17 protein-coding genes are annotated in these 20,648 nt (G+C 66.5%); 8 read left to right on the top strand and 9 right to left on the bottom strand.

Annotated elements, in window-relative coordinates; all coding sequences use genetic code 11:
• Positions 1-60 precede the first annotated feature (60 nt).
• The 4 genes from BLU29_RS15345 (at position 61) to dtd (ending at position 3,447) form a co-directional block, all read left to right on the top strand.
• Positions 61-735 carry a sigma-70 family RNA polymerase sigma factor gene (locus BLU29_RS15345; RefSeq protein ID WP_091059732.1) on the top strand — a complete coding sequence of 225 codons (675 nt, stop codon included), beginning with the start codon at positions 61-63 and terminating at the stop codon, positions 733-735.
• Entirely contained in the window at positions 732-1,544 is an 813-nt protein-coding gene (locus BLU29_RS15340) for an anti-sigma factor (RefSeq protein ID WP_091059730.1), read from the top strand. The genes BLU29_RS15345 and BLU29_RS15340 overlap by 4 nt, the downstream gene beginning before the upstream one ends.
• Before the next feature lie 183 nt (positions 1,545-1,727).
• Positions 1,728-2,915, top strand: a complete 1,188-nt coding sequence (fabV, locus tag BLU29_RS15335; protein ID WP_091059728.1) for an enoyl-ACP reductase FabV — start codon at positions 1,728-1,730, stop codon at positions 2,913-2,915.
• A gap of 79 nt (positions 2,916-2,994) precedes the next feature.
• Complete coding sequence (dtd, locus tag BLU29_RS15330) at positions 2,995-3,447, top strand: D-aminoacyl-tRNA deacylase (protein ID WP_091059725.1); 453 nt, start codon at positions 2,995-2,997, stop codon at positions 3,445-3,447.
• Between the two features lie 112 nt (positions 3,448-3,559).
• Here the strand turns inward: dtd and BLU29_RS15325 are convergent, their stop codons facing one another.
• The 9 genes from BLU29_RS15325 to ilvE all read right to left on the bottom strand — a co-directional run bounded on the left by BLU29_RS15325 (position 3,560) and on the right by ilvE (position 13,817).
• Positions 3,560-4,669: an adenylyltransferase/cytidyltransferase family protein gene (locus BLU29_RS15325; protein WP_091059723.1), complete on the bottom strand. Its 1,110-nt coding sequence runs from the start codon at positions 4,667-4,669 to the stop codon at positions 3,560-3,562.
• Between the two features lie 149 nt (positions 4,670-4,818).
• The gene (locus BLU29_RS15320) at positions 4,819-5,520 is read right to left on the bottom strand and encodes an SDR family NAD(P)-dependent oxidoreductase (protein WP_091059721.1); all 702 of its coding nucleotides are present in this window, start codon (positions 5,518-5,520) and stop codon (positions 4,819-4,821) included.
• A gap of 80 nt (positions 5,521-5,600) precedes the next feature.
• Positions 5,601-5,999 (bottom strand): biopolymer transporter ExbD, encoded by a 399-nt coding sequence (locus BLU29_RS15315; protein WP_091059718.1) that lies wholly within the window; start codon positions 5,997-5,999, stop codon positions 5,601-5,603.
• Positions 5,996-6,559 carry a MotA/TolQ/ExbB proton channel family protein gene (locus BLU29_RS15310; RefSeq protein ID WP_091059716.1) on the bottom strand — a complete coding sequence of 188 codons (564 nt, stop codon included), beginning with the start codon at positions 6,557-6,559 and terminating at the stop codon, positions 5,996-5,998. The genes BLU29_RS15315 and BLU29_RS15310 overlap by 4 nt, the downstream gene beginning before the upstream one ends.
• A 193-nt stretch (positions 6,560-6,752) precedes the next feature.
• Positions 6,753-8,552 (bottom strand): hypothetical protein, encoded by a 1,800-nt coding sequence (locus tag BLU29_RS15305; RefSeq protein WP_091059713.1) that lies wholly within the window; start codon positions 8,550-8,552, stop codon positions 6,753-6,755.
• A 60-nt stretch (positions 8,553-8,612) separates the two neighbouring features.
• The gene (locus BLU29_RS15300; protein WP_091059711.1) at positions 8,613-11,153 is read right to left on the bottom strand and encodes an ATP-dependent Clp protease ATP-binding subunit; all 2,541 of its coding nucleotides are present in this window, start codon (positions 11,151-11,153) and stop codon (positions 8,613-8,615) included.
• A gap of 21 nt (positions 11,154-11,174) precedes the next feature.
• Entirely contained in the window at positions 11,175-12,257 is a 1,083-nt protein-coding gene (locus BLU29_RS15295; RefSeq protein ID WP_091059708.1) for a protein arginine kinase, read from the bottom strand.
• Positions 12,247-12,762, bottom strand: a complete 516-nt coding sequence (locus BLU29_RS15290; RefSeq protein WP_091059706.1) for a UvrB/UvrC motif-containing protein — start codon at positions 12,760-12,762, stop codon at positions 12,247-12,249. Before BLU29_RS15290 ends, BLU29_RS15295 begins: the two co-directional genes overlap by 11 nt.
• Before the next feature lie 188 nt (positions 12,763-12,950).
• Positions 12,951-13,817 (bottom strand): branched-chain-amino-acid transaminase, encoded by an 867-nt coding sequence (gene ilvE / locus BLU29_RS15285; RefSeq protein WP_091059703.1) that lies wholly within the window; start codon positions 13,815-13,817, stop codon positions 12,951-12,953.
• A 115-nt stretch (positions 13,818-13,932) separates the two neighbouring features.
• Here ilvE and BLU29_RS15280 point away from each other — a divergent pair, with 115 nt between their 5' ends.
• The 4 genes from BLU29_RS15280 (at position 13,933) to glnS (ending at position 20,570) form a co-directional block, all read left to right on the top strand.
• Positions 13,933-14,697, top strand: a complete 765-nt coding sequence (locus tag BLU29_RS15280; protein WP_091061196.1) for a type II secretion system protein — start codon at positions 13,933-13,935, stop codon at positions 14,695-14,697.
• Between the two features lie 123 nt (positions 14,698-14,820).
• The gene (locus BLU29_RS15275) at positions 14,821-16,542 is read left to right on the top strand and encodes a putative manganese-dependent inorganic diphosphatase (RefSeq protein ID WP_091059701.1); all 1,722 of its coding nucleotides are present in this window, start codon (positions 14,821-14,823) and stop codon (positions 16,540-16,542) included.
• Between the two features lie 187 nt (positions 16,543-16,729).
• On the top strand, positions 16,730-18,508 hold the full coding sequence (locus BLU29_RS15270; RefSeq protein ID WP_091059699.1) for a hypothetical protein: 1,779 nt from the start codon (positions 16,730-16,732) through the stop codon (positions 18,506-18,508).
• A 238-nt stretch (positions 18,509-18,746) separates the two neighbouring features.
• A complete protein-coding gene (gene glnS / locus BLU29_RS15265) occupies positions 18,747-20,570 on the top strand; it encodes a glutamine--tRNA ligase (RefSeq protein ID WP_091059697.1) in 1,824 nt (607 codons plus the stop codon).
• Positions 20,571-20,648 lie beyond the last annotated feature (78 nt).

Raw genomic sequence — 20,648 nt, 5'->3', positions numbered from 1 at the left:
GCCCGGCCAAATCAAAACCGTAGGCATCTTCCCGCTCAACCCGCGCGTAACTGTCATGCAATGCTTCTGGCCCGTCCCTGTGCGCTTACGCTGTTCGCGGTCGCGCCTTTCCGGCGCGGGCCGGTCGCGTCCGGCCGCATGACGGGAGGTGCCACCAGCCCGACGACCGGCGACGACCGCAGCCGCGAGCAGGCCGCTTTGCTGGCCGCCATGGCCCGCGGTGACAAGGCCGCCCTGGCGCGGCTCTACGACCTGCTGGCCAAGCCGCTTTATTCCCTCGCCTTCCGGGTGCTCAACGACGCCGGCGAGTCCCAGGATGTCGCCCAGGATGTCTTCCTCCAGCTGTGGCACAAGGCCGCCACCTACGACACCGGCCGCGGCTCCGTCTTTGCCTGGGCCGCCACGCTGACCCGCAACCGCGCCATCGACCGCCTCCGCATGCGGCAGCGCCGCGCCGAGCTCCTGGCGGAATCCGCACCCGATCTCCAGCCCGCCGCCATCGGGGGCGACACCGATTCGGCCGGCGCCCTCTGGGTCCGCGAAAAGGCCGGCGCCGTGCGTGCCGCACTCACGCAGCTCGCCCCCGAGCAGCAAAAGGCCATCGAGCTGGCCTTCTTCGGCGGCCTGACCCAGCAGGAAATCGCCGCCCGGCTCAAGGAGCCGCTCGGCACCATCAAGGCCCGCATCCGCCGCGGCCTGCTGAAGCTCCGCGACACCCTTCCCGCCCGGCTATGATCACCGAACGCCACGAAGAACTCGCCGCGTTGCACGCCCTCGGACTCCTCGAGGGCGCGGAGCGGAGCGCGTTCGAGTCCGAGCTGGCGGGCAACACCGATCTGCGCGCCTTGGCGGATTCCCTGGCCGAGAGCACCGCCGCCCTCGCGCTGGCCGCGCCGCCCGTCGAGCCGCCCGCCGGGTTGAAGGACCGCATCCTCGCGGCCGCGGGCGAGCCCGCCGGCGGCCAGGTCATCGCTTTCCCGCTGCTCCGGTTCGCCCCGTGGGCCGTGGCCGCCGCGCTGGCGGTGGCCGCCACGTGGCTGTTCACCCAGAACCTGGCCCTGCGCGACGAGAACACCGCCCTCACCACCGAGCGCCAGCTCGCCGAGGTCGCTTACAAACTGGCGCAAACCCAGCTCAGCCAGCGCTCGCTGCTCGCCGAGACCATGATCACGGAGCTCGGCAACAGGCTGCGCCGCGCCGAGGACCTTTCCCGCCTCAAGATCTCCGCTCTCGCCTCGCTCGCCGGCAACACCAAGGAAGCCCAGGTCATCGCCGTGTGGGACCCCGGCCAGCAGGCGGGCCTGCTCACGATGGAGAAGCTGCCGGCCATCGCCGACACGCAGGACTACCAGATCTGGATCGTCGACCCCGCCTACAAGGATCCCGTCAATGGCGGCGTCTTCCACGTGGCGGCCGACGGCAAGGTGACGCTCGCCTTCAAGCCCGACCAGCCCGTCGCGCAGGCCGCGGCCTTCGCCATCAGTCTGGAGAAGAAGGGCGGCGTGCCCAAGGCCGAGGGCACGATCGTGCTGCTCGGGAAATAGACCCAAGGTGGAACCCGGCCTCCGGACAGGTTGGATGACGCACGCCAAGCAACCCGTCCGGAGGCCGGGTTCCACCATTCAAGCCTTGGCTGCGGGCAAGTGCCGCGGGTGTGGCGAGCATAATTTTCGGGACCGTAACTTGACTCTTGTCTCTGACGGGCGGGCCGAAAAACTGGCCGTCGCATGATAATCAAACCGAAGGTCCGCGGCTTCGTCTGCGTGACCGCCCACCCCACGGGTTGCACCGCGCACATCCAGCAGCAGATCGACCATGTGAAGGCCAAGGGCCCGATCAAGAACGGCCCGAAGCGGGTCCTGGTCATCGGCGCCTCCACCGGCTACGGCCTGGCTTCGCGCATCACCGCGGCCTTCGGCTCCGGCGCCGCCACGCTCGGCATCTTCTTCGAGCGCCCGTCCGAGGAGGGCCGTCCCGCCACCCCGGGCTGGTATAACTCCATCGCCTTCACCCGCGCCGCCCAGGCCGCCGGCCTCTACGCGGGCAACATCAACGGCGACGCCTTTTCGGACGACATCAAGCAGCAGGCCATCGCCACGATCGCCCGCGACATGGGCGGCCCGATCGACCTCGTCGTCTACTCTCTCGCCTCTCCCCGCCGCACGCACCCGAAGACCGGCGCCGTCCACAAGTCCGTCCTCAAACCCCTTGGCGCCCCCTATACCAACAAGACTGTCGACCCCGACAAGGGCATCGTCAGCGAGGTCACCATCGAGCCTGCCAACGAGGCCGAGGCCGCCGACACGGTGGCCGTCATGGGCGGCGAGGACTGGGAGATGTGGATCCAGGCCCTGGCTGACGCCAGGCTGCTGGCGCCCGGCGCGACCGCCGTCGCCTATTCCTACATCGGGCCGGTGCACACCTGGCCCATCTACAAGGACGGCACCATCGGCCGCGCCAAGGTCGACCTCGAGCGCGCCGCCCGCGCCATCGACGCGAAGCTCAAGGCCCACGGCAACGGCCGCGCCTTCATCTCCGTCAACAAGGCGCTGGTCACGCAGGCCAGCTCGGCCATCCCGGTCGTGCCGCTCTACATTTCCATCCTCTACAAGGTCATGAAGGCCGCGGGCACGCACGAGGGCTGCATCGAGCAGATGCAGCGGCTCTTTGCCACCCAGCTCTACAACGGCAGCACGCTTAAGTTCGACAGCGAGGGCCGCGTCCGCGTGGACGACTGGGAGATGCGCCCCGAGATCCAGAACCCCGTCTCGGAAATCTGGCCGAAGGTCACGACCGAGAACCTCGCCGCGCTCACCGACATCGCCGGCTACCGCACCGAGTTCCTCAAGCTCTTCGGCTTCGGCCTGCCGGGCGTGAACTACGACGCCGAGGTCGAGCCGCACCAGGAATTCTAAACTAATCATCCTACCTTGTAGGGGCGCCGCTTGCCGGCGCCCGCGGGCGTCCACAAGGGACGCCCTTACAGAAGAAAGCATGCGCGTCGTCGTCCAACGTGTCTCGTCGGCCAGTGTGACCATCGCCGGCCGCGTCGCCGGCCGGATCGGCCGCGGCCTGCTCGTGTTCGTCGGCATCGAGGCCGCCGATGCCAGCGCTGATGGCGAATGGCTGGCGCAGAAAATCGTCCGGTTGCGTCTCTTTGACGACCCGGAAGGCCACGTGCATCTTTCCGTGGCCGACATCAGCGGCGGCATTCTGCTCATCAGCCAGTTCACCTTGCACGCCAGCACGGCCAAGGGCACGCGCCCCTCGTTCACCGCCGCCGCCCGGCCCGAACTCGCGAAGCCGCTCTACGAGCAGTTCATCGCCCAGCTCACGGCCGCGCTCGACCGGCCGGTGCAAACGGGCGAGTTCGGCGCCATGATGGAAGTCGCCCTCGTCAACGATGGTCCGGTGACCCTCGTCATCGACTCGAAGCAGCGGGAGTGACGGCGAGCTGCGGCCCGGCGGCGCTCAGCCCGCTCTGCAGGTTCGGCGGAATGTGGCTGGCATCGCCCACCGCGAGCACCTTGAAGCTGTCGTCCGCAGTCAACGTTCGCCTCTAGCGCTGGACGGCGACGTAGGGCTCGATGACGCGGAAACCGGGCAGCCGGCAGGCGGCATCGCGGTGGACCGGCTCGCCGAAGAGATACACGGCATAGCCGCCAAACCCGCCGCCGCAGTATTTCCACGCGAGCGGGCGGCAGGCGGCCACCTCGGCCACGGGCGAATCGCCCGGCAGCGGCTCCATCCCCTCGGCCCGTTGCACCGCGTAGGAGGCGCGCACCCCGGCGGCGATCTGCTCGATGCTGCCGGCCCATACCCCGTCCCGGGCCAGGGCCCCGGCCCAGGCGATGCCGGCGTAATCCCGCGGGCGGTTCACCACGCCGGGCGTCGAGTGCTGCTTGCCCGACCAGTAGAGGGCCATGCGGCCGCGCAGGAAATCCCCGCTGCACTTCACCTCGAGTCCAGGCCGCGGGCCGCTGCGCCAGACGCAGAGGCCCGTCTCGGTGATCACCGCCGGGTCCTGCCAGCCGACCCCGAGGTCGGACTCCGAGACGAAGCAATCCTGGCCGTTCAGCAACGCCCACGCCGCGCTGCCGCCGAGGCCGGCGTTCTGCTCATAGCCCCATTCGCGCAGCGACACGGTGGGCGAGATCGTGCAGTTGACGATGTAGGCCCCGGCCCGGGCGAAGCGCGGCACGTCCAGCCACCCGCCGCCGAAATCGACCCGCAGCGGCGCCTCATCCGGCGCGCGAATGAAGCGCACGATGCCGGTGGTCGAGACCGGCTCGCACTTGGGCGGGGTCTTCGGCAGCACCACGTATTCCGCGCCGACCTGGGCGCAAAGCTCGCGCTTGAGCGCCGCATACTTGTCGTCCTCCGTCACCGCCAGGATGTCGGGCCGCAGGCGCAGGAAGTGCTCCCGGAAATCGATGCCGGGCTCCAGCCCCTCCCCCACCACCACCTCATCCACCATCCGCAGCGCGGCAAGCACCGCCCGCTTGTGGTCATCCGGCAGCGAGCTGCGGCGCTGCTTGTGCCGCCAGAGCACATCGGACGAGGCAAAGCACACCGTCAGGTGGCCGCCGAGCGCGCGGGCCTCCTCGAAAAACTGCGCATGCCCGGCGTGGATGATGTCGTAGCAGCCGGAGACGAAAACACGTTTCATGGGGTGCCTGTTTATGCCGGCTTTTTTCGGCCCGGCACAAGCCCCCATTTGCCCAACGGCTGGCCAAGGTGGAACCCGGCCTCCGGACGGGTTTGGTGGACTCACACCAAGAAAACCCGTCCGGAGGCCGGGTTCCACCTTCAGGCAACTCAGTCCTCGAAAGCCGTGACGCTGGCCGACTGGCCGTTGTCCTTGGGGCCCAGTTTGAGGATATAAGGCGCCGCGACCTTCGCCCAAGCCCCGGCCTTGGGGTAACTGGAGGCACCATCGCTCCACGCCTGCCGGAGCATGTCGGTGTCGATCACGCCGGGGTTGAGCGGCACGGCCGCCATGCCGGCTGGCAGTTCCTGGGCCAGCGCCTTGGTCAGGCCCTCGATCGCATATTTCGACGCACAATAGGGCGCCACCTCCGGCGCGGTGCTGCGCCCCCAGCCGGAGCTCAAATTGACGATCACGCCGGACTTCCGGGCCACCATCGCGGGCACGAAGTGGCGGAGGACGTTCGCCACCCCCTTGATGTTCACGTCGATCAGCTGGTTGAACTCCCGCGCCGGCACCGCCCACAGCGGGGCCGGGGTGTTCATGAGGGCGGCATTGTTGATGAGCAGGTCGGGCGCGCCGTGCACCGCCAGCACCTTCTCGGCCCACAGCGCCACCCGGTTTTCCTCCACCACGTCGAGCGCGGTGAAATCGTGCGGCGCCGGAAAAGTGAAGCGCAGGTTGAGCACCTCGGCGCTGCGGCCGCACCCGATGACGGTGTGGCCGTTCGCAATATACCACTCGGCCAGCGCGCGGCCGAGCCCGCGGGTGACGCCGGTGATGAGGATTTTCTTCGAGACAGATTTAACCACGGATTACACGGATAGACACGGATGGAGACACGGGCAATCCGTGATAATCCGTGTTATCCGTGGTCAAAAACCGACCAATCTTACCGCGACTGCAGCCGGATCTTGTTCAGGCCCTGCTTGCGGCAGACATCCATCGCCTGGGTCACAAAGCGCAGCGGCGTGTTTTCATCCGAGCGGATGACGACCGTGATGTCCTTCGTGATGGTGCCCAGCTGCCGGACCAGCTCGTCCAGCTTCTCCATGGTCGCCGCGTGACCGTTGACGTCGACCCCGCCGTCCTTGGTGATGCTGATGGTCAGCGATTCCTTTAGCTCGCTTTTGCCGGCCGTCTCCACCTTGGGCAGGGTCAGGTTCATCGTCGTGATGGACCGGAACTGCATCGTGACGAAGGCAAAGAAGACCAGCATCACGAGCACATCGATCAGCGGCAGCAGGTTGAGTTCCTTCCGCCGCGACCGTTTCCTGTAAAGCCCGCTCATGACTTGGTGATCCGCGCGAGGATGCGCTCCAGCAGCAGGTCGATCTTGACCGCGTGGTTCTCCACTTTCCGCTGCAGGTAACCGGCGGGCACCACCGCGATGATCGCGACGAGCAGGCCGATCAGGGTGGCGGACAGGGCCAGCGACACGCCCTTGGTGAAGGCCACCGGATCGGGCAGGCCGGTCTCGGGGGAAATCTGGGAGAACACGCGGAGCAGGCCGAACACCGTGCCGGTCAGCCCGAGCATCGGTGACACCACATAGATGACATCGAGGTAAGGCACGCCCCGTTCCATGCGATTGATCTCCAGCCGGGCAAATGCCTTGACCGCCTCGGGGTCGTCCTTGTGGCGTTCGGAGAATTCCACGATGCGCGCGAGCACCGAATTCTTCCCGATCTGGGTCACCCGGCCTTCGACGATGGCGTCAACCAGTTCGTCGGGCAGGACGGCGTCCTTGCGCAGGGCATAGAGCCGTTCGGCGATGATATAGACGGCGATGACGGAGCAGAGTGCGAGCGGATAGATGAGCAGGCCGGCGCCCTTGATGATGTCGAGCATGGGAGAGAGTGTGAGTGAAGTCGGCTGTATGACGCTCACAAGCCGGAAAGGTTCAACCGGGAAGCATTTTTCTCACTTTTTCCTGTAGGAGGAGCTTTACGCCCCGATGGCTGCTAATTCGCCGACGCAATCGGGGCATAAAGCCCCTCCTACAATGGCCGAAACCGGCAAGGGGGTTTCTTGTTCTCGCGCCCTATTTCCGTCCCGTTTTCAGCCGGACGGCCATGTCCGCCATCTCCAGATCCAGCTGTTTGCCGGCCTCCACCCGCAGGGTGCGCCGGGCCCGGTCGAGGGACTGGAGCGCCGCCGGCACCTGGTTGACCGAGGCCAGGTGCAGGACAAAGGGCGCCACCACCTTGTCATAGAAATCGATCGCCTGCCCCTGCCCGGCCGTGTCGAGCACCCGGTTGTAGACCTTGATCTGCGTCGCCACGTCGTCCGCCTTCATGCTGCGGTCCACCGTGGCCGCCGCCTGCTCGATGCTGAGGTCACCCCGGGTCGCCTGGTATTTCGTGCCCAGCCGTTGCTCCTCAAAGGCCGCCAGACTGGTCTCCCCGCGCTGTCGCAGCACCTCCACCAGCTGGCGGGAAAACGCGATCTCCAGGTCGGGGTATTTCTGGAATGCCAGCACGGCGTCGCGCAGGATGGCCTCGCGGGCCCGCAGGTCGGGGCTGGCGGCGGCCTGCGCCTCGAGGAGCACGTTCCAGCCGGCCAGGTTGCGCCGGTCGCGGTTGACCGCCTCGTGCGCCGCCTTGAGCGCCAGGGCCGGCTCGCCGGCGAACAGGTATTCCGTGGCGAAGGCCGCGTGTATGTCGGAGAGCTTGTAGGTCGGCAGCGCCCGGAAGCGCTCGGTGATGAAAAGCAGTTCGTGATCGTTCATGTTGCCCCAAGTCTGCGGATCGTAGGCGATGCCGCTGATGAATTTCTGTTCGGCATAACGCCCGCAATCCAGCTGCCAGTGCTGGTTGCCGTCGAGATAACCGAACCAGGCGTGGCGCCCGTCGAGCCCCGCACCGAGAAACATGATCGTGGGGATCCCCTTCGCCTTGCCGGCCGTGCTGGCGAAAAATGCCTGATCCACGCAGATGCCACCCTGCGCGAGGATGCTCGCCAGCCGGTAATCCGCGCCCGGCCAGGCATCGACATTCTGCTCCAGCCGGTCCTTCCGGTATTTGACCATGAGGTAGGCCTTTTCAAAGTCGCCCAACCCCGACGGCACGTTCAGGCGCGCCCAGTCGAGCTCACTAAGGGGCACCGCGATATCCACGAGGAATTTGAGTTCGCTGGCCGGCAGCCGGCGCAGATGCTGCAGCGTGGCGCCGGTCCGGTCGAGTTTCGCCCAGTAGGCGAACGCCTGCTCGGGTGCCGGCAACTTGCGCGGCAGCACAGTGGCACTGACCTGGCCGTGCGGCCAGTTGGGCGGTGGCGGCACGTCGTAGACGACCGCAATGGCCAGGGCCAGACTGCCGTAGTCGGCAAAGAGCGCGGGGTCCTGCTGGTAGATCTTCTGGAGGATCGCCAGCACCTCCCACGGGCAATCGACCGGCGACAACAGCGTGAAGAACTCCTCCGACAGGGCCACATTGCCCAACAGCGCCAGCTGGGCTTCGCGCGACAACTGCGCCGAGAGCGCCCCGGGGTGATAGGCGTAGGTCGACGACATGTTCGGATGCGCCACGCCCGCTTTCTCGACCGCGGCGATCCAGTCAGTGAGCGCCTGGTTGTAGGGCGTGGCCAGCATCTCGGCCCAGCGATACAGGTAATACCACGCCGGCACGTAGCCGGAATTGGTCTCATAGGCCTGCCGGGCCGCGGTGCGCAATGCCGGCACCACACTGCCCCAGCCCTGCGTCGCCGCCCGGTTCACCAGCGTCGTGATCCGCGCCGGCGACGGCCCCCGGGCTATTTCCGCGGCGGGAATGACCGCATCCTCCTGCGCCCAGGCGACGCGCGTTCCCAGCAACAGCGCAAGAAGGGCGAGTCGCTTCAGCATCACCGGAGCAAAACAAAACGCCGCCGGCACGCAAGGCGCCGGCGGCGTGAAATGGCTAACTCAGGACGACACGCCGCTCTCGGCCGTGGGTGACTTGGTCTTGAACTCCAGCTTGTCGCCGTTGCGGACGACGAGGATGGGCTCGTGCTCCTTCACCTCGCCGCGGAGCAGGGCCTCGGCGAGCGGATCCTCGAGGTAGTGCTCGACGGCCCGGCGCAGCGGGCGCGCGCCGTATTTCTCGTCGTAGCCCTTCTCGATGAGCAGGGTCTTCGACTCGGGCGTGAACTCCAGGAGGATATTGCGCGCGGAGAGGCGCTTGATGACCTTGGACGCCTCGATCTCGACGATCTTGAGCAGGTCTTCCTTGTTGAGCGGCTTGAACACCACGAGGTCGTTGATGCGGTTCAGGAACTCGGGCTTGAAGATGCGCTTGGCCTCCTCGAGCACCTTTTCCTTCAGCTTGTCCATGTCGTGGAAGTCCGACGCGTTGGCCGCGGCGAAGCCCATCGTGGTCTGGCGCTGGATGAGCTGCGCGCCGACGTTGGTCGTCATGATGATGATGGTGTTCCGGAAATCCACGGTGCGGCCGAGCGAATCGGTCAGGCGGCCGTCCTCGAGAATCTGCAGCAGGAGCTGCACGACGTCGGGATGCGCCTTCTCGATCTCGTCGAAGAGCACGACGGAATACGGGCGGCGGCGGACGGCCTCGGTGAGCTGGCCGCCCTCCTCGTAGCCGACGTAGCCCGGAGGCGAACCGACGAGGCGCGAGACGGCGAACTTCTCCATGTATTCCGACATGTCGATCTGGATGATCGCGTCCTGGGACCCGAACATCTGGGCGGCGAGCTGCTTGGCGAGCTCAGTCTTGCCGACGCCGGTCGGACCCATGAACATGAACGAGCCGATCGGGCGGCGCGGGTCCTTGAGGTCGGCGCGCGAGCGGCGCAGGGCGCGGGCGATGGCGATGGTCGCGGGATTCTGGCCGACGATGGCGGTCTGCAACTCGACCTCGAGGTTGAGCAGGCGCTCGCTCTCCTTCTTTTCCATGCGGCTGAGCGGAATGCCCGTCCACTCGGCAACGACGATGGTCATCTGCTCCTCGTCGACGACGATGCGGTGCTCGTCGCGGGTCTTCTTCCAGTTCTCAATCTGCTCCTCCTGCTTGATCCGGAGCTGCTTTTCCTGATCGCGAAACTTCGCGGCCTCCTCGAAGTGCTGGGCGGCGATGGCCTGCTCCTTCTTGGTGCAGACGGCCTCGATCTCCTTGCCGAGCGCCTCGATCTCGGGCGGGCGGTTCAGGGTCGTGATGCGGGCGCGTGAGCCGGCCTCGTCCATGACATCGATGGCCTTGTCGGGCAGGAAGCGGCCGGTGATGTAGCGGTCGGACAGCTTGGCGGCGGTCTCGAGCGCCTTGTCGGTGAAGGTGGCCTTGTGGTGCTCCTCGTATTTGCCGCGGATGCCCTTGAGGATAAGGATGGTGTCCTCCACGGACGGGGCCTCGACCTTCACGCTCTGGAAGCGGCGGTCGAGCGCGCTGTCCTTCTCGATATACTTGCGGTATTCGTTGAGCGTGGTCGCGCCGATGCACTGCAGCTCGCCGCGGGACAGGGCGGGCTTGAAGATGTTGGAGGCGTCCATCGCGCCCTCGGCGGCGCCGGCACCGACGATGGTGTGGAGCTCGTCGATGAAGATGATGACGTTCTTCGAGCGCTTGATCTCGTCCATGACGGCCTTGATGCGCTCCTCAAACTGGCCGCGGTATTTCGTGCCGGCGACCATCAGCGCGAGGTCGAGGGTGATGACCTTCTTGTCGGCGAGGATCTCGGGCACGTTGCCCTTGGCAATCTCCTGCGCGAGGCCCTCGACGATGGCGGTCTTGCCCACGCCGGCCTCGCCCACGAGCACCGGGTTGTTCTTGGTGCGGCGGCAGAGGATCTGGATGACGCGGGAAATTTCCTTCTGGCGGCCCACGACGGGGTCCATCTCGCCCTTGCGGGCCAGCTCGGTGAGATCGCGGCCGAACGCCTTGAGGGCGGGCGTCTTGACTTCCTTCTTGTCGCCGGAGCCCTCGCTGCGCGGGGCGACTTCCTCGCCGCCGCCGCCGGAACCGCCGGCGCTGGCCGACGGGGCGTCGCCGCCCTGGCCGGAGGAGAACTGGGGATCGAGCTCGCGGAGAATCTCGTTGCGGGTGCGCTCGATGTCGACCTCGAGAGTCTTGAGCACGCGGGCGGCCACGCCCTCGCCCTCGCGGAGCAGGCCGAGCAGGATGTGCTCGGTGCCGACGTAGGAATGGTTGAGGGCCTTGGCCTCCTTGCCGGCCAGCGCGAGCACCTTCTTCACGCGGGGCGTGTAGGGGATGCTGCCGACGGGGGTCTTGGACTCCTGGCCGATGCCGACCTGCTTCTCGACCTCGCCGCGCACGGTCTCGAGGTCGAGGCCCATCTTCTGGAGGACGCTCACGGCCACGCCCTGCCCCAGCTTGATCAGCCCGAGCAGGAGGTGCTCGGTGCCGACATAGTTATGGTGGAAGCGGTCCGCTTCCTTGCGGGCGAGCGCCAGCACCTGCTGGGCGCGCGGCGTGAAGTTGTTCATTGGTTCCATGGAGTGGTATTGGTAAAGCGGTTACTTGGCGGCGTGACTGAAGTCAGGAGCGGTCACTTTGGCAAATTCGGCGCGCAGGCGCTCGCCGCGCAGGACGTCGCGCTGGCTGGGCTCGAAGGCGCCCTTGGCCGCGTGCTGCACGTGGCCGGGCTGGCACTCGATGAAGAGGCGGTCCACCACGGCGCGCTGGGCGTCGGGGAAGATGCCAAGGTCGATGCCGAGCCGGATGAGCGAGAGCAGGTTCATGGCCTCGCCGGAATTGAGGAGATAGCCGTTCTGCAGGATGCCAAAGGCGCGACCGATCTTGTCGAACAGCTTGTTCGGGTCGGTCTCGAGCAGTCTCTCGCGGGCGTTGAGCTCCTGGTCGACGATGGTCGTAAGGACGCCGTGCAGGTGCTTGATGATGCCTTCCTCGCTCTCGCCGAGCGTGGTCTGGTTGGAAATCTGGAAGATGCTGCCGCTCGCGTCCGAGCCCTCGCCGAACAGGCCGCGCACGGCCATGCCGAGCTGGTTGACGGCGCGGACGACCTTTTCCATCTGGCTGGAGATGACCAGCGCCGGCAGGTGCATCATGGCCGAGGCGCGGATGCCCGTGCCGAGATTGGTCGGGCACGCCGACAGGTAGCCGAGCTTGGGCGAGAAGGCGTAGTCCATGTGCTCCTCGAGGTCGGTGTCGAGCTGGTTGATCGTCGCCCAGACTTTCTTGAACTGGAAGCCGGCGCGCAAAACCTGGATGCGCAGGTGGTCCTCCTCGTTCACCATCACGACACAGGACTGGTCCTTGCTGATGACGATGCCCGAGCCGGACTTGGCGTGGCAGAGCTCGCGGCTGATGAGGTGGCGCTCGACCAGGATCTGCTTCTGCAGCTCGTCGAGGGTCTCGACCGGGATGGCGAGGCCGCGCTTCATCTGCGGCAGCGCGGCGACGGCCTGCATGCACTGGTCGCGGATCTCGCGCTTTTGCGCGTCCTTCGCCCAGCCGGGGAACGGCTGCGCGGCGAGGTTCCGCGCCAGGCGGATGCGCGTCATGAGCACGACGGCACTCTTGCTGGCGGCGGTGTCCGTCAGCTCGGAGTGGGACTCGATGAGTTCGTTAATCTTCATGTTTCGCGCCGGCCTTGCGGTCGGACGTCGAACGGACTTGGGAGATTTCATCACGGTAGCGCGCCGCATCCTCATAACGCTCGGCCTTGATGGCCTGGTCGAGCTCGGTTTCGAGTTGGGTGAGGCGCTCGTAGAGGGATTTGCGGGCCAGGGCGCGCTGCGGGACCTTGCCGGTGTGCGTGCTGCCCTTGTGCATGGTGTCGAGCATGGGCTCGAGCAACGCGCTGAAGTGGCTGTAGCAGGCCGGGCAGCCGAAGCGGCCGGTCTTCTTGAAATCCTGCTGGGTGAACCCGCAGGACTCGCACTTGGTGTCGCCGGCGGGCTCGGGATTGAGGGAGGCCTTGAGCAGCAGGTCGGCCAGGGAGAAGCCGCTGGGGTCAGTCACGCCCTTGGCCTGCGCACAGGCCTCGCACAGATCGACTTTGTGTATCTTGCTGTTGACGATCTGCGTGAGGTGGACGGTGGCGGGCTTCGCACAGAGGTCGCACTTGAGAGGGTTGGCCATGGAGGTGATTTAAGCGTGAGGATAACGCCCCGCCCCGGAAACGCAAATGCGTCGGGCGCAGGCCCTTTCTTCCCTGCAAAACGTGTGCCAAGGCCGCCCGCGCAAAGCAAGCGCGGAGGCGGGGAATTCCACGGCGGGGTCGCCGTGGCTCCAAGGTGGATGGAGCGCGGGCGACCTCGCCCGCGACCTCAGGTCCGGGTGCCCTCGACCAGCACCCGCTGGCGGAAGCTGCCGCGCACCCGGTCGGTGACCGGGCCGGGCTTGCCGGTGCCAATGACGCGACCATCGAGCTTCACCACGGGGATGACCTCGGCGCCGGTGCCCGTCAGGAAGCACTCGTCGGCGCACCAGACGTCGTAGCGCGTCAGGTCGGCCTCGCGCATCGGGATGGCGAGCTCCTTGGCGATGTCGAAGACGGTGGCGCGGGTGATGCCCTTGAGGGCGCCCTGCGAGGCGGCCGGCGTGAAGATCTCGCCCTTATACACGGTGAAGATGTTGTCCGCGGTGCACTCGGCGACGTAGCCCTGCTGGTTGAGCATGATGGCCTCGAGGGCGCCGGCCTGCTTGGCCTCGATCTTGGCCAGGATGTTGTTCAGGTAATTGAGCGACTTGACCGTCGACGGCAGCGCATCCGGCGCGATCCGGCGCGTCGGCACGGTGACGATGGCGAGGCCGTTGTCGTAGTATTCCTGCGGGTAGAGGGAGATCTTGCTTGCGATGATGAAGAGCGACGGCTTTTCGCACAGCCACGGGGCCAGGCCGAGGTCGCCCACGCCGCGCGTGATGACGAGACGGATGTAACCGTCCTTGAGATTGTTCCTACGGCAGGTCTCGCAGACCGCCTCGGACATCGCGGCGCGATCGAGCGGGACGGAGAGCATGATGGCCTTGGCGGACATCTCGAGGCGCTCCAAGTGGTCGTCGAGCCGGTAGACATTGCCGCCGTAAATGCGGATGCCCTCGAACACGCCGTCGCCGTAAAGCAGGCCGTGGTCAAAGACCGAGACTTTCGCCTCGGCGGAATCGACATACTTGCCATCAAGATAAATGACCATGATGGCGACATTCCAGCAAAGGCCCCGCGGTTGTCCAGCCCCGTCACGAGAATGGACTTGTGTTCGTTCCTTCGGGGTATGCACTGTGCCGGTGCGGGCCGCCTTTTGCATCATCATGAAAACGCGTCCTCCTTCCGACCCAAAGGGCTTCACACTCATCGAGCTGCTCACGGTCATTGCCATCATCGGCATCCTCGCCGCCCTGATCTTCCCCACCGTCGGCAAGGTCCGCGAAACCGCCCAGCGCACGGTCGACGCCAACAACCTGCGCGAGATCGTCAAGGCCGCCACGATCTACGCCGCGGACAACAACGACCGCCTGCCCGACCCCGCCGCGATCATCGCCCAAAGCCCCGCGCCCGTCACCGGCGGCCAGGGCCCGTTCCTCTGGGCCGGCATCCTCGCCCAGCGCGGCATCCTGACCGATCCGACCTTCTATTTCGCGAAAAACGACCCGGCCTTCAACGGCACCTTCCCGGTGGCCATCGTCAGCCCGTCCAACCGCGCGGTGCTCGACCCGAGCTTCGTCACCAACCGCATCCTCAGCTTCGAGTTCGTCGGCGGCCTGCGGATGAGCGATCCGCCGTCGACCCCTGTGGCCTTCACCCGCGGCCTGCTCGCCACCGGCACCTGGAGCCCCGACACCGGCACCTACAAGGACACCGGCGGCCACATCGCCTTTCTCGGTGGCAACATCCAGTTCTACCCCAACCTCACCGAGGCGGCCACCCAGCTCACGCTCAACAACGGCCGCAAGGGCAGCTCCCTCCTCCAGGCCCTGCCCTTCAACAGCAACGCGGCCATCAATCCCCGCGTCTACGCCACGCCGCCCGCGGGAATCGGCAGCCTGGCAGGCACGCCGGCGGAGAAGGCTCCTTGAGCTGAATCTGGAGCTCTGGCGCCGCAGCGACCCCGCTGCGATATCCCACGGCGAGGTCGCCGTGGCTCCATAATTGCGCTTCACCTCGGCGCACGCCGCGCCGTAGGCTGCGCGACCTAAACCATGGCCTCCGCCACGCCCACTTTTGTCATCGGTCACAAGAATCCCGACGCCGACTCGATCTGCTCGGCCATCGCCTATGCCGCCTTCAAGGAGGCGCGCGGCGAAACGGGCTATGTCGCCGCCCGCTGCGGCAATTCCAACGCCCGCATCGACGCGATCCTCGAGCGCTTCCGCACCCCGCTGCCGCTTTACCTGAGCGACGTCTCCCCCCGCGTCCACGACCTCATGACGGTCAACCCCATCGCCGTCAGCCTGGGAACCACTTGCGCCGAGGCCTTGCGGCTGATCGACCGGCACCAGCTGAGCGTCCTGCCGATCGTGTCCTCCGACAACCGGGCGACCGGCACCATCGCCCTGACCCAGCTGGGGCACTTCTTCATTCCCCGCCTCGACGAACCGCGCGCCCTGCGCCAGGTCCGCACCAGCCTCGCCCGCATCGTGCAGTCACTCGGCGCCTCCGTGCTCCACCTCGTCGAGGGCGACCGGCTCGAGGAACTGTTTGTGCGCATCGGCGCGATGGACGTGGGCACGTTCTGGAAAATCTCCGAGAAGGACCACATCCCGCCCGGCCGCTCCATCATCATCGTTGGCGACCGGCGCGACATCCAGCAGCGCGCCATCGAGCTCGGCATCCGCGCGATCATCGTCAGCGGCAATCTGCCGGTCGATCCCTCGATCGTCACCCTGGCGAAGACCCATGGTGTCAGCATCCTCGTCAGCCAGCACGACACGGCGACCACCGCCTGGTTCGTCCGCACCGCTTCCACGATCGAGCAGCTGGCCGACCGCGAGTTCGCCATGCTCAATCCCGACAGCCGCATCACCGAGGTCCGCCGGAAATTCGCCCAAGGCGGGCCGAACGCCATGATGGTGACCAGCGAGGACGGCACGTTGCTGGGCATCCTCACGAAGAGCGACCTCCTCAAGCCCGTGCCCACCCGCCTCGTGCTGGTGGACCACAACGAGCTGACCCAGGCCGTGCCCGGCGCCGACGAGGTTACGATCACCGAGATCATCGACCACCACCGCCTCGGGCCGATGGCCACCCCGCAGCCCATCCTGTTCATCAACGAGCCCGTCGGCTCCACCTGCACCATCATCGCCGACCTTTTCCGCCGCCAGCAGCTCACCCCCACGCCCAACCTCGCGGGCATCATGATGGCCGGGCTCATCTCCGACACGCTGCTGCTCCAGAGCCCGACCTCCACCGCCAAGGATGCCGAGGTGCTCAGCTGGCTCCAATCCCTCGCCGACCTCAAGGCCCAGGAACTCGCCCAGCTCATCTTCAGCTCCGGCTCGGTCATCCTGGCCAGCCCGCCCGACAAGGTCGTCCGCTCCGACTTCAAGGTCTACGACGAGGAGGGCGTGCGCTTCGCCGTCTCGCAGGTCGAGGAACTCGGCTTCGACAACTTCTGGCAGCACGCCAAGGTCCTGGCCGGCGCACTGGCCGACGTGCGCACCGCGGAGAAACTCGCGTTTGCCGCCCTGCTCGTCACCGACATCAACACCCAGAATTCCCTCATGCTGGTCAAGGGCGACCCCGAGCTGATCCGCCGCATTTCTTACTCGCATGTGGAGCAGGACGAGATCTTCGACCTGCCCGGCGTGGTCAGCCGCAAGAAACAGCTCATCCCCTATTTCACCAGCCTCATCAAGGAAATGGGTTCCGACGGCCTGACTCCCGGCAGGGGCCGGACCGCCCCGCCCTACGGCCGCGGATGAGACTTCGGTGGTCTGAGCGTAACTCTCCCACTCGCCCGACACCAGCCGCCGGCCGCCAGACAACCTTCCATCCCTCGAAAGAGGAGTTGTCCATCGCCCGCGCCAATTTATCGATATGACTTCGGACCCGCTGGCTACCGCCGCGGCGCCGGCCAGTCTTTGACTCTGCAGTCAGTCTTTTTACCCCATGCGCTTCCCCTTCCTCGGTTCCGGGCTCTGTGGCCCATTGGCGGTTGTTTCACTTGCCCTGTCCGGGCTCGCGCTTTCCGCCCCGTCGGCCAGCCCCGAAACCGCGGGCGAAGTCGTCAAGCTGCCGGATGTGTCGGTCACCGACGTGCGCCTCCCGCCACCGCCCGAATCCTGGCAATACGTCCGGCTGGAAGACGGCACCGAGGTGCTGTCCAACGCCGCCGAGGGCGCGAGCAAGCGCCTGCTGCGCGATTTTCAGATTTTCCAACAGGCCCTGGAGGTGGTCTGGCCGCAGCCCCAGCGCGCCGGTGCGCCGGCCCGCACCCTCATCCTGTGCGGCCGACGGAACAAATTTTCCGACTTTGCCGCCCCCGCCGACGCTTCCGCCGACACCGGCTCCACCAGCTTGTTTCTGCGCAACCGCGAGCAGGCCACCATCATCGTCGATTTGCAGGCCTCGGTCATCACGCTGAACGGACAGACCGATGACGCCGGCAACTCCACCACCAACTTCGAGGTCGACCCCTACAAGCAACTCTACCGCGAATATGTCCGCTACCTGCTCAGCCAGGGCGACGTTCCTCCCCCCGCCTGGGTGCAGGAAGGCATGGCGCAAATCGTCATGGCCATGGAGTTCACGCCGAAATGGATCATCTTCGGCCGGGTCGATTCCAGCGCCTACCAACCCGCGCAACCCGCCGCGATCCCCGATGGCGCGGCCCCCGATGACGGCTCTGCGGCCGAGGACGTCCCGGCGCTGACCTCGGTTGGCGACCGCCCCTTCAACGTCGCGCTGCAGCGCCGCGCCCTGATTCCCCTGGACCAGTTCTTTGCGATAACCGCCGATTCCAACGAGGCCAGGAATCCCCTGGGCAACAATCGCTGGGCCAAGCAGGCCTACGCCTTCGTGCACCTCTGCCTCTTCGGCGAGAACGGCCGCTTCAAGGAGGCCTACACGAATTTCACGCAGCGGCTGGCCAAGGAACCCGTCAGCGAGGCGTTGTTCAGGGAGTGCTTCAAGATGAGCTACAAGCAAATGCTGAACGAGCTGCGCGGCTACATCGATTTCACCAACCACACCTCCACCACCTACACGCTCAAGGCCGGCGCACCTCCGCTCGGCGGCGGCCCCATCGTCATGCGCGAGGCGACCGATGCCGAGGTCGGTCGCATCAAGGGCGACGCCCAGCGCCTGGCCGGCCGCGCCAACGACGCGCTCGCCACCTACACCGGCAGCTATGCCCGCGGAGCCCGCGAACCGGCCTTCCTCGCGGCCTACGGCGTGGCGGCAAGCCAGGCCGGGGAAAACGACCGGGCCCGCGCCGCGCTGGAAGCGGCGGTGAAGGCGGGTGTCCGCCGCCCCGCCGCCTATGTCGAGCTGGCGCGCCTGCGCCTCGCGGCGGCCAAGGCCAGGCCCGCGGCGGCTGGCGGGCGGCTGGATGCTCCCCAGATCAACAGCGTCCTCGAGGCCCTCATGCCCGCCCGGCGGCTGGGTCCGCCGCTCCCGGAAACCTATGAAACCGCCGGCGAGACCTGGCTGGCCTGCGTCAGCCTTCCGCCCAAGGACCACCTCGCCGTCCTGATGGAAGGCGTGAAGCTGTTTCCGCGCGACGCCGCGCTCTACTATGCACTCGCGGAGATCTACCACCGCGCCGGCGACAGCCCCACGGCCGCCAAGGTCGCGCAGGCCGGCCTCGCCCTTGGGACCGACGCCGCCGGGAAAGCCCGGCTGGAGCAGCTGCTCGCCTCCCTGCCTCCGGCCGGCGCGGCCAAGTAAAGATCCCCGGGGCAAGCCCCGGGGCATTTGATCAAACCCACCATGCCCGTTTCCTTTCATTTTTGTAGGAGCCTGCTTGTAGGCGATTCCGCGGTTGGTCCGGGGGGCGGGCGTTCCGAATCGCCTGCAAGCAGGCTCCTACATTCCGATCAAGCCGGAGCAAGCTCCGAGGTATTGGACCCACGGGGAATAACTGCGTCATTGCCTTGCGCCGGCCGATTCCCCTTCTTGGGGAGGAATGTCCGTCGACCACACCACACCCGCGCCTGCGCCCAGTGACTTCATCCGCGATATCGTCGCGGGCCATGTCGCCGAGAAGCGCTACGCGAAGATCGTCACGCGCTTTCCGCCGGAGCCCAACGGTTACCTGCACATCGGCCACGCCAAGTCCATCTGCCTGAACTTCGGCATCGCCCGCGAGCACGGCGGCATGTGCAACCTGCGCTTCGACGACACCAACCCGGCCAAGGAGGAGGTCGAATATGTCGAGTCCATCACCCGCGACGTGCGCTGGCTGATCGAGGGCTGGGCCGACCACTGCCTCGGTTTCAAACCCAAGGGCGCACATCCCGCCCAGGTCACCAGCAACGGCCAGCCGGATTACTATCTCGGACCGGTCGATCCCTCAACTCTCAGCTCTCAGCTCTCAACTGGCTCGGCGTCTGCCGAGCCGTTCTTCGCCAGTGATTACTTCGACACGCTTTACGAATACGCCCTCGAACTCATCCGGCGCGGCAAGGCCTACGTATGCGACCTGAGCGCCGAGGATACGGAAAAATACCGCGGCGCGCCCGACAAGCCCGGCCGCGACTCGCCTTTCCGCCACCGAAGCGTCGCGGAGAACCTCGACCTGTTCCAGCGCATGAAGGCCGGCGAGTTTCCCGACGGCGCGCGCTCGCTGCGCAGCAAGATCGACATGGCATCGCCCAACATGTGGCTGCGCGACCCACTGCTCTACCGCATCCGTCACATCGCGCACTACCACGCGGGCAACCATTGCCTCTATCCGCTCTACGACTACGCCCACTGCCTCAGCGATTACCTCGAGGGTGTCAGCCACAGCCTATGCTCGCTGGAGTTCGTCCCGCATCGCGCGCTCTACGACTGGATCCTCGAGAACCTCGGCCTGCCGCGCCCGCTGCCGCACCAATACGAATTCGCCAAGCTGGTACCCACCTACACCCTCCTGAGCAAACGGAACATCCTGCGCCTCGTGCAGGAAAAGGTGGTCACCGGCTGGGACGACCCGCGCCTGCCCACGATCTCGGGTCTTCGGCGTCGCGGCATCCCGGCCAGCGCCCTGCGCAAGTTTGTCATCGGCGTCGGCGTCACGACCTTCAACAGCGTCACCGAGATCGCCGTGTTCGAGCACGCCGTCCGTGAGGAACTCAACGCCGCAGCGGCCCGCCGCCTCGCCGTCCTCAAGCCGCTCAAGCTTGTGCTCACCAACCTGGCCGCCGGTGAAGTCATCGAGTGCACGGCAACGAACAACCCACAGGACGAGAATCCCACGACGCGCCCCCTCGCCCTCACCCGCGAGGTGTTCATCGAGACCGATGACTTTGCCGAGGTGCCGCCGCCGAAATATTTCCGCCTGAAGCCGGGCGGTGAGGTGCGTCTCAAATACGCCTGCATCATCAAGTGCGACGAACTCGTGAAGGACGCCACCGGCGTGATTACCGAGATCCGCTGCACGGCCCAGCTCGACACGCGGCACGGCCAGCCCAACGCCGACAAGAAGGTCAAGGGCACCATCCATTGGGTCAGCGCCAGCCACTGCCTCGAGGCCGAGGTGCGACTCTACGACCGCCTTTTCACCGTGTCTGAACCCGCGGCCGAGGAGGACTTCCTGAAGGTCGTGAACCCGAAGTCACTCGAGGTTGTCACCGCCAAACTCGAGGCCTCGCTCGCCACGGCGCAGCTGGAGGACCGCTACCAGTTCGAGCGCCTCGGCTACTTCGCGCTCGATCCAAAGGATAGCAATGTAGGGTCGCCGCTCGCCGGCGGACCGCGCCTCGTCTTCAACCGGACCATCTCGCTCAAGGACACCTGGGCAAAATGATCTGGAGGGCCCGCGTCCGGCGGGCCGCTTCATGGTTTGCAGACGGAGGGCTGGTCTCCGGACCAGCCGCGGCCGGTG

This window comes from Opitutus sp. GAS368 (assembly GCF_900104925.1).
Lineage (GTDB): Bacteria > Verrucomicrobiota > Verrucomicrobiia > Opitutales > Opitutaceae > Lacunisphaera.
This window is presented reverse-complemented; position numbering and strand designations above follow the sequence as displayed.